This window comes from Pseudomonas sp. P4_C3, from assembly GCF_056402075.1.
Genome location: NZ_JBFUIC010000208.1, coordinates 1 through 8227, shown reverse-complemented (window position 1 = coordinate 8227; position 8227 = coordinate 1). Strand labels below are relative to the sequence as shown.

At 59.9% G+C, this 8227-nt stretch carries 8 protein-coding genes; 3 read left to right on the top strand and 5 right to left on the bottom strand.

All coding sequences use genetic code 11. The annotated features are described in order from the left end of the window. Positions 1 to 526: AAA family ATPase (locus tag AC1DVH_RS23050; RefSeq protein ID WP_477755758.1), on the bottom strand; the 526-nt coding region annotated here is incomplete at its 3' end. A gap of 522 nt (positions 527 to 1048) precedes the next feature. On the opposite strand from AC1DVH_RS23050, the gene AC1DVH_RS23045 reads away from it, so the two are divergent. Further along, positions 1049 to 1396, top strand: coding sequence for a DUF6124 family protein (locus AC1DVH_RS23045; protein WP_477755757.1), 348 nt, complete (start codon positions 1049 to 1051; stop codon positions 1394 to 1396). A 50-nt stretch (positions 1397 to 1446) separates the two neighbouring features. Here the strand turns inward: AC1DVH_RS23045 and ampC are convergent, their stop codons facing one another. The 3 genes from ampC to AC1DVH_RS23030 form a co-directional block, all read right to left on the bottom strand. Beyond that, entirely contained in the window at positions 1447 to 2556 is a 1110-nt protein-coding gene (ampC, locus tag AC1DVH_RS23040) for a class C beta-lactamase (protein WP_477755759.1), read from the bottom strand. Between the two features lie 147 nt (positions 2557 to 2703). Next, positions 2704 to 4047 (bottom strand): glucarate dehydratase, encoded by a 1344-nt coding sequence (gene gudD, locus AC1DVH_RS23035; RefSeq protein WP_477755756.1) that lies wholly within the window; start codon positions 4045 to 4047, stop codon positions 2704 to 2706. Positions 4048 to 4071: 24 nt separating this feature from the next. After that, entirely contained in the window at positions 4072 to 5418 is a 1347-nt protein-coding gene (locus tag AC1DVH_RS23030) for an MFS transporter (protein ID WP_477755755.1), read from the bottom strand. A gap of 280 nt (positions 5419 to 5698) precedes the next feature. Here AC1DVH_RS23030 and AC1DVH_RS23025 point away from each other — a divergent pair, with 280 nt between their 5' ends. Next, positions 5699 to 6409: a FadR/GntR family transcriptional regulator gene (locus AC1DVH_RS23025; protein ID WP_477755754.1), complete on the top strand. Its 711-nt coding sequence runs from the start codon at positions 5699 to 5701 to the stop codon at positions 6407 to 6409. A 130-nt stretch (positions 6410 to 6539) separates the two neighbouring features. On the opposite strand, the gene AC1DVH_RS23020 is transcribed toward AC1DVH_RS23025, so the two are convergent. After that, a complete protein-coding gene (locus tag AC1DVH_RS23020) occupies positions 6540 to 7451 on the bottom strand; it encodes a DMT family transporter (protein WP_477755753.1) in 912 nt (303 codons plus the stop codon). Positions 7452 to 7547: 96 nt separating this feature from the next. Between AC1DVH_RS23020 and AC1DVH_RS23015 the strand changes: the two genes are divergently transcribed. Further along, positions 7548 to 8227 (top strand): LysR family transcriptional regulator (locus AC1DVH_RS23015; RefSeq protein WP_477755752.1); only part of this gene is annotated, 680 nt, incomplete at its 3' end.

Below are 8227 nucleotides of genomic sequence, written 5' to 3'. Positions count from 1 at the left end.
GATCGAAGGTATGTTTGGTGCGAATTTTTAGCGGGATTTCCAAAACCGAGCGCTCAACCGGGTAGTAGGCGATCAGAGGGAGTGAAGCTTTTTCATCGATGGTTAGTTGAGTGCGATAGTGGTCTGCAAGGAGGYTGGCTTCCGCTAATTCACTATGGACATCACTCTTTCGCCCTTGTCTGCCACGAGCAATGGCCCAGTTAAAGAGATCATGTTTTGAATAATCGTCGGGGGAACGTGGTTGCGCCGGCGAACTGTCTGATACGGAAGTCAAAACGACTGCGACTGTAGCGCCGTTTCGAATGTCTTCATTTGTAAGGTAACTGCCAACACCTTTCTCAGTACGAATCCTGGCAGCTAGCCAACTCAATGAGGTGGCCAATGATTTTAAAAGGGTGGTTTTCCCGGCACCGTTGTTTCCCACAAGCACCGTCACATTTGAGCGGTGTTTGGGGGTGGGGGCCAGGTAAATGGTCATATCGGTGAAGCGACCGACATCCTTGAGCTGAAAGCTGAAAATTTCCATTACAACGCCCTTTTAGGGTCAGTCGGTTTGAATAGTTGAGCGCGCATTATGTCATTCCTGGCCACGGATTGATCCGATGCCGTTCGCAGGCTTGAGAGGTCCATTAGATACAACGGTTTCACCTGCACCACAACGGTCATGAGCAAAAAGGTATTTGTAACTGGATGCTCAGAAAATCGAGCGTAGGCAAGGACTTCAGTTGCGTCGGAAATTTCCTGCATGACGTGGCGCACCCCGTGAACTGGTGCCCATTGGGCCGTATCGATAACCTTCTTCAGCCGCTGCAAAATCAGCGGTCGGATGTGGAAGTCCGTTGGTTCAAGCCATCTACCAATGCCCCTAGAGCGCAGTCGACATTTTTTATGTCAACATCGCCGCGTTTTGGCGGCTGTGCGCGGGAGCACTTTCGAGTGCACCGGGTTTTGGTGGATTGACCTGGACTTCCACACCTGCGTACAGCTGCCACCCTCATGTGGAAGTGAGATGGGTAGTTTTCTCGACAATCCCCAATGGTACTTCTTCATGAAAAAGCTAAGTCCGAATCCCCCGGAATCCCCATCCGAGGCAGATGTCCCACTCTCCGACATCACCGAACCCGCCGTCAGCGCTCGCTTGCGCAACCCCAAACACGCCGACCCGGTCAGCCACATCTTCACCATCCTCCCAAACGTCGACACCCCAACGCTGCTGTGCCACGCCTGCGAAACCCTCGCGTCCCTGAATGTGCTGATCACGGACCTGGCCTGCAAGCTGGAAAGCTCCAACCGCAACGTGGCGCTTTCGATTCAGCAACTGGCAGTCGTGGGCGAATTGTTGGTGAACCGCGCGCTGGACAATATCGACCCGCCCGAAGGTGTGCCGATAAAGTAAAAAAGGCGACCTCTAGAGGTCGCCCTTATCTATGGAGAAGGCGACAAGGTTTATTGAGTCAGGGCACTCAGAATCTGATGGGCAATCCTGACCCGCTGCTCATTGGGATAATTCTTGTTGGCCAGCATCACAATGCCGATGTCCTTCGATGGCACGTACGCCACGTAAGCACCAAAGCCCCCGGTTGAACCGGTCTTGTTGACCAGCACGCTCTGCGGCTGCGCTTGCGGCGGGTTCAGCCATTGGACCTTGTGCGCCTCCATGGCCATCGGCGTGGAGTTGCCGTCCAGCAAGCGATCCAGCGTGATCGGGTAGCGATACATCTCCCAGCCCAGGCCCTGGGTCATATCGCCTACGGTGTAGTAACCGCTATGGGTCAAGGCGATGGCTTGCTGCAATGGCTTTTCCAGAGACGCCGGCTTCATGTTCGCGCCGACATAGCCCAGCAAGTCCGCGGCGCTGGTTTTCACCCCGTACGCCTCGGAATCCAGCGCCCCCGGAGTGACCCGTACCGGTTTGCCGTCCTTGTTGTAGCCCTGGGCGTACAGCGCCATCTGATCCTGCGGCACATGCACATAGGTGTGCTTGAGGCCCAGTTTCGGCAGCAGGGTTTTCTCCATCAGCTCATCGAACGGCTGGCCCATGCTTTGGGCGGCGAGGTAGCCGAACAGGCCAAGGCTGGGGTTCGAATACAGTCGGTGGCTGCCGGGAGCGTAGAGCGGTTTCCATTGTTGGTAGTAGCCGAGCATTTTGTCGGCCGAATCAGATTCAGCAGGGAATTGCAGTGGCAAGCCGCCAGCGCTGTAGGTGCCCAGTTGCAGCACGCTGATGTGGTCGAACGCGCTGCCGCGCAAGGCCGGCAGGACCTGGCTGGCTTTGTCCGACAGCGACAGCTTGCCCGTGGCCTGGGCGTAGGCGGCGAGGGTGGCGGTGAACGTTTTACTGACGGAGCCGATTTCGAACAGGGTGTCTTGCGTGACGGGGTTGCCGGTTTCTTTCGAGGCGACGCCATAGTTGAAGTAATGCGCCTGGCCGTTGACGGTGACTGCCACGGCCATGCCGTGAATACCCTCGGCTTGCATCACCGGTTGTACAGCGGCGTTCACCACTGTCTCGATTTGATCCTGTGCCACGCACTGGCCCGCGGCGAATATCGCCATGCAAGCGGCGATGGTTTTCAGCCTGTCCATATTGGTTTCATCCGTCGTTGATTCAGGTGCGCGCCATTCTATGGGGAAAACCCTGTTTTTAAATCCGACCGCCCACAGGCGGGTCGGGTTTATTGTTACAAGGTGCGCACCGTCGATTCAACGTACCAGGCACGGCCGCTTGTTATCGAACTTCCAGTCCGGAATCAAAAACTGCATCGCCACGCTGTCATCCCGCGCCCCCAGGCCCATGCCTTTGTACAGTTCATGGGCCTTGGCCAGTTGATCCATGTCCAGCTCCACCCCCAGCCCCGGTTTCTGCGGCACCTGCACGCAGCCGTCGACGATGTGCAGCGGGGCCTTGGTCAGGCGTTGGCCGTCCTGCCAGATCCAGTGGGTGTCGATGGCGGTGATCTCGCCCGGCGCGGCCGCCGCGACATGGGTGAACATCGCCAGGGAGATGTCRAAGTGRTTGTTGGAGTGCGARCCCCAGGTCAKRCCSYWKTCGYGGCASRTCTGSGCSACGCGCACCGAGCCCTGCAKGGTCCAGAAGTGCGGGTCGGCCAGGGGAATGTCGACCGACTGCAGCTGGATCGCGTGGCCCATCTCCCGCCAGTCGGTGGCGATCATGTTGGTCGCGGTCTTCAGGCCCGTGGCCCGGCGGAACTCAGCCATGACTTCGCGTCCCGAGTACCCGTTTTCCGCCCCGCACGGGTCTTCGGCATAGGCCAGCACGTGGTGCTGATCGCGGCACAGGCGGATGGCTTCCTTCAGCGACCAGGCGCCATTCGGGTCGAGGGTGATGCGCGCATCGGGGAAGCGTTCGGCGAGGGCCGTGACCGCTTCGATTTCGGCGTCGCCGCTGAGCACGCCGCCCTTGAGCTTGAAGTCCTTGAAGCCGTAACGGGCATGGGCCGCCTCGGCCAGACGGACCACCGCGTCGGCGGTCATGGCTTTCTCATGCCGCACACGGAACCAGTCGTTGTCGGCGTCCGGTTCGCTGCGGTAGGCGAGGTCGGTTTCGTTGCGATCACCGACATAAAACAGATAGCCAAGCATCTTCACTTCATCGCGCTGCTGGCCTTCGCCGAGCAGGGCGGCCACCGGCACGTCCAGGTGCTGGCCGAGCAAGTCGAGCAATGCGGCTTCCAGGCCGGTGACGGCGTGAATGGTGATGCGCAGGTCGAAGGTCTGCAAACCGCGCCCACCGGCATCGCGGTCGGCGAAGGTCTGGCGCACCTGATTGAGAATCTTCTGATAAGTGCCAATCGGGCTGCCGACCACCAGGCTGCGTGCGTCTTCGAGGGTCTGGCGGATACGTTCGCCCCCCGGCACCTCGCCAACGCCGGTGTGGCCGGCGTTGTCCTTGAGGATCACGATGTTGCGAGTGAAGAACGGCCCATGGGCGCCGCTCAGGTTGAGCAGCATGCCATCGTGGCCGGCGACCGGAACCACTTGCATGCTGGTGATGACCGGGGCTTTTGCGGTGTCTTGTGGGTTCATTTTCCAATCCTTAAAAAGCTGAATTCAGGCGTGGTTGGGTGCAGCTTTGCTCTGCGCCACGGCGGGTGCGGATTTCGGTGTGTTGCGGGCGGCAAACACGATGATCGCGGCGATGATCGAGGTCGCGGCCAGGCCGTACAGCCCGCCCTGAATGGAACCGGTGCGTTCTTCCAGCAGGCCGAAGGTGGTCGGCGCAACGAAGCCACCGAGGTTGCCCACCGAGTTGATCAACGCGATGACGCCGGCGGCAATGCGCGCATCCAGGTAGGCCTGGGGAATCGGCCAGAACAGCGACGAGGCGGATTTGAAGCCCAGTGCTGCAAAGCAGATGGCGACAAAGGCGAAGATCGGTCCGCCGGTGGTGGACATGAACATCCCGGCCGCGGCGATCAGCAGGGCGGCAGCGACCCAGGCTTGCTGGTGTTTCCACTTGCCCGACAAGGAGGCGAAGGCGTACATGCCGACAATCGACAGCAACCACGGAATCGAGTTGAACAGCCCGACCTGGACATCGCTCAGGTCGCCCATCTTCTTGATGATGCTTGGCAGCCAGAAAGTCGCGGCGTAGATGGTCAGCTGGATAAAGAAGTAGATCAGGCAGAACAGGATGATCTGGCGATCCTTGAGCAACTTGCCCAGTGACGGCTTGATCGGCGTCGCCGCTTCCCGGGCCAGCTGTTCGTCGTCGATGGCCTTGACTAGCGCGTCCTGCTCCTCGCGGCTCAGCCATTTGGCGTCATGGGGTCTGGAGTCCAGCCAGAACCAGACGAACACGCACAACCCCACCGAAAACATGSCCTCGATGAAGTACATCCACTGCCAGCCGTGCAGGCCCAGGCCACTGATTTGCAGAAGTAGCCCGGACAGCGGGCCGGAGATCAGCGAGGCAATCGCCGAGCCGCTGAGGAAAATCGCAATCGCCTTGCCGCGCTCCACGCCGGGCAACCAGCGGGTGAAGTAGTAGATCACCCCGGGAAAGAACCCGGCTTCGGCCACGCCCAGCAGAAAACGCAGGATGTAGAAGTGGGTTTCGTTCTGGATGAACGCCATGCCCGCGGCGACCAGGCCCCAGGTCAGCATGATCCGCGTCAGCCAGATACGTGCGCCGACTTTTTGCAGAAGGATGTTGGAGGGCACTTCGAACAACGCATAACCGATGAAGAACAGACCGGCACCCAGGCCATAGGCGGCCGCGCCAATACCCAGGTCGTGTTCCATGTGGGTGCGGACGAAACCGATGTTCACGCGATCAATGTAATTGACGATGAACATGATGACGAACAGCGGCAAGACGTGACGTTTGACTTTGGCGATGGCGGACTTCAGCGCTGAATTGGCGTCGTCGTGCATCGCGGAGATGGATGTATTCACTGCGTTTTCTCCCACTCGTTATTTTTATGCGGGGTGAAGCTGGGTGCTGCGTTGTTGCTAGACATCATACAACTAGGTTTTTTGATCTTGCAACCACGTTTATCCAATGAAATAGAGCGATTACAGAGATTTTTTATTCTTTTTGTGGTGGCAGGTAGCCTTTGAAACGACTCAATATGGGGTGGTTGTTGAGTGTTGTCATACAAGTTGAGCGAGATTTTTCAGGATTCCCACCCGGCGCGGTGCTACGATTCGATAGCCCCGATTTCCGGACACCCCCATGCAAGAAGACCTCGAAGTACCCGCCCGCAAGCGCAGCCACAACCTGGCCCATGACCTGGTCGAAAAATTGACCCAGCGCATCCTGCTCGGCCAGATGTTGCCCGGCGACAAGTTGCCGTCGGAAAACACCATCGTTCAGGAACACGGGGTCAGTCGCACGGTGGTGCGCGAGGCGATCTCGAAGCTGCAGGCCTCGGGGCTGGTGGAGACCCGGCACGGCATTGGCACGTTCGTGATCGAGCGCGCACCGGAGCAGGGGCTGCGGCTGAATGTCGATACGGCGTTGGGGGTGCGCAGCATTCTGGAGTTGCGCATGGGCCTGGAAACCCAGGCGGCGGCGCTGGCGGCAACTCGCCGCACCGATCTGCAACTGGCGCAGATGCGTGAAGCACTGGATGACTATCAAAGCCTGCTGGCCAACAACGACAGCTGTGTCGAAGCGGACCGGCGTTTTCATCTGCTGATCGCCGAAGCCACTGGCAACCTGTGCTTCACCGAGATCATGCAGCACCTGGGCAGTGCGATGATCCCGCGCACCCGGGTCAATGCCGCCGAGCGTGGCGCGGTGGACTTGAGCAAGCTCGGCCAGTTGGCCAACCTTGAGCACGAGGCGATTCTCAACGCCATCAAGCGCCAGGACCCGGACACGGCGCGGGCGGCGATGTGGCTGCACCTGACCAACAGTCGCGACCGGTTTTCGGCTAGCTGAGGTTGTCTGTTTTTCAGTTGCACCGAGTCATCGTTCATCGCGAGCAGGCTCGCTCCCACATTGGAATGCGTACCCCTGTAGGGGCGGGCTTGCCCGCGAAGGCGTCAGTCCAGGCAACAAAAAGCATGGATCAGACCCTGGCAACCTGAACAACCACAACCCGCCGCTCCAGATTCAACGCCAGCACACTCGCCAACACCACCAGCCCGCCGACCACGATCATCAACGTCGGCCGCTCGCCAAGCGCATAGGACGCAATGACCATCGCCGTCGGCGGCGTCAAATACAGCGTCATCGTCGCCCGGCTCAAATCGACATGCGCCAGCACATAGGCCCAGGCCAGGTACGCCAGGGCACTGGGGAAAATCCCCAGTGCTAACACGGCGAACTGCACATGCAGCGGCGCAATCGCGATTTGATCCATCAGGCCGGGCAGATAAATCAACAACAACACCGTCCCGGACCACACCGTGTAACACACCAGCGTCAGCCCGTCGTAACGCCCGGTGTGATGCTTTTGCAGGGCAAAGTAGAGGCTCCAGGACACCGCCGCCAACAGGATCAGCAAGCCGTGGGCGTCGAGGCTGCCCAGGCCATGATCGCCGGCCACCACAATCAGCACGCCAAACAAGCCGAGCAGCACACAACCCCAGCGCCACAGGCTCACCTGATCCTTGAACACGAAGCGCGCAATCAATGTGCTGAACAGCGGTGTGGTCTGGGCCAGGACGCTCGAAGCCCCGGCGCTGATACCCTGCTGCCCGAAGTTGATCGCCACGTGGTGCAGGCTTACCGCAAAGAAACCCAGGCCGAACATCAGCGGCAAGTCTCGAAGCCTGGGCAAGCGAATGCCCTTGAGTATCGCGATCACTGCCATGAACACGGAGGCCAGCAGGAAGCGCAGGAGTGCCAGGTGCACGGGGTCGTAGGCCTGCAGGCCGATATGGATGCCGGTTGGGGAATACCCCCAGCACGCCACGACAAACGCCATGGCCAGGATGATTTTCCAGGGTGAAACGGAGGAGGGTGTGAGCGGCGACATGGTCGTGCACCTGTGGGTGGATGCACCGAGTATCAGAAAGCGTATCGTTCGCCACAACTGACTTATAATGCTCAAACTGTTCACTATGGGTGATGTATGGAGCTGGCACAGATTCGCATGTTCAAGACCGTGACCGATGTCGGCAGCATCGCCCGCGCGGCCGAGCTGTTGCATTGCGTGCCGTCGAACATCACGGCCCGCATCAAGGCCCTTGAGGCCGAACGGGGTGTCGCGCTGTTTTTGCGTGAGGGCCGAGGGCTGCGCATCAGCCCGTCGGGGCAAACCTTCCTGGCCTACGCTTCGAAAATCCTTGCCCTCACCGCCGAGGCCAAGCGCGCGGTCGATCCTTCGGCCGAGCCCTCGGGACCGTTGCGCATCGGCGCCATCGAGTCGTCGGCCACCGGGCGCTTGCCGCGTCTGCTGGCGAAATTCCACAAGCGTTTCCCGCAGGTGGCGCTGGAGCTGGCCACCGGCTCCTGGGGGCAGTTGCTTGACGACACACTCAATCACAAGCTCGACGGGGCCATCGTGGCGGTGGATGTCGAGCGTTCGCACCTCAAGCGCACGCCGATGTACCGTGAGGATTTATTGCTGATTGCCTCGACCTCCCTGGGGCCGCTGCGGGACATCAGCGACTTGCGGGACCAGACCGTATTCATGTGGCCACAGGGCTGTCCGTACCGGGCGGCGCTGGAGCATTGGTTGCTGCGACAGGGGCAGGCACTGCMGATTGTCAGCCTGGCGAGTTATGGCGCGATTGTCGGTTGCGTCAGCGC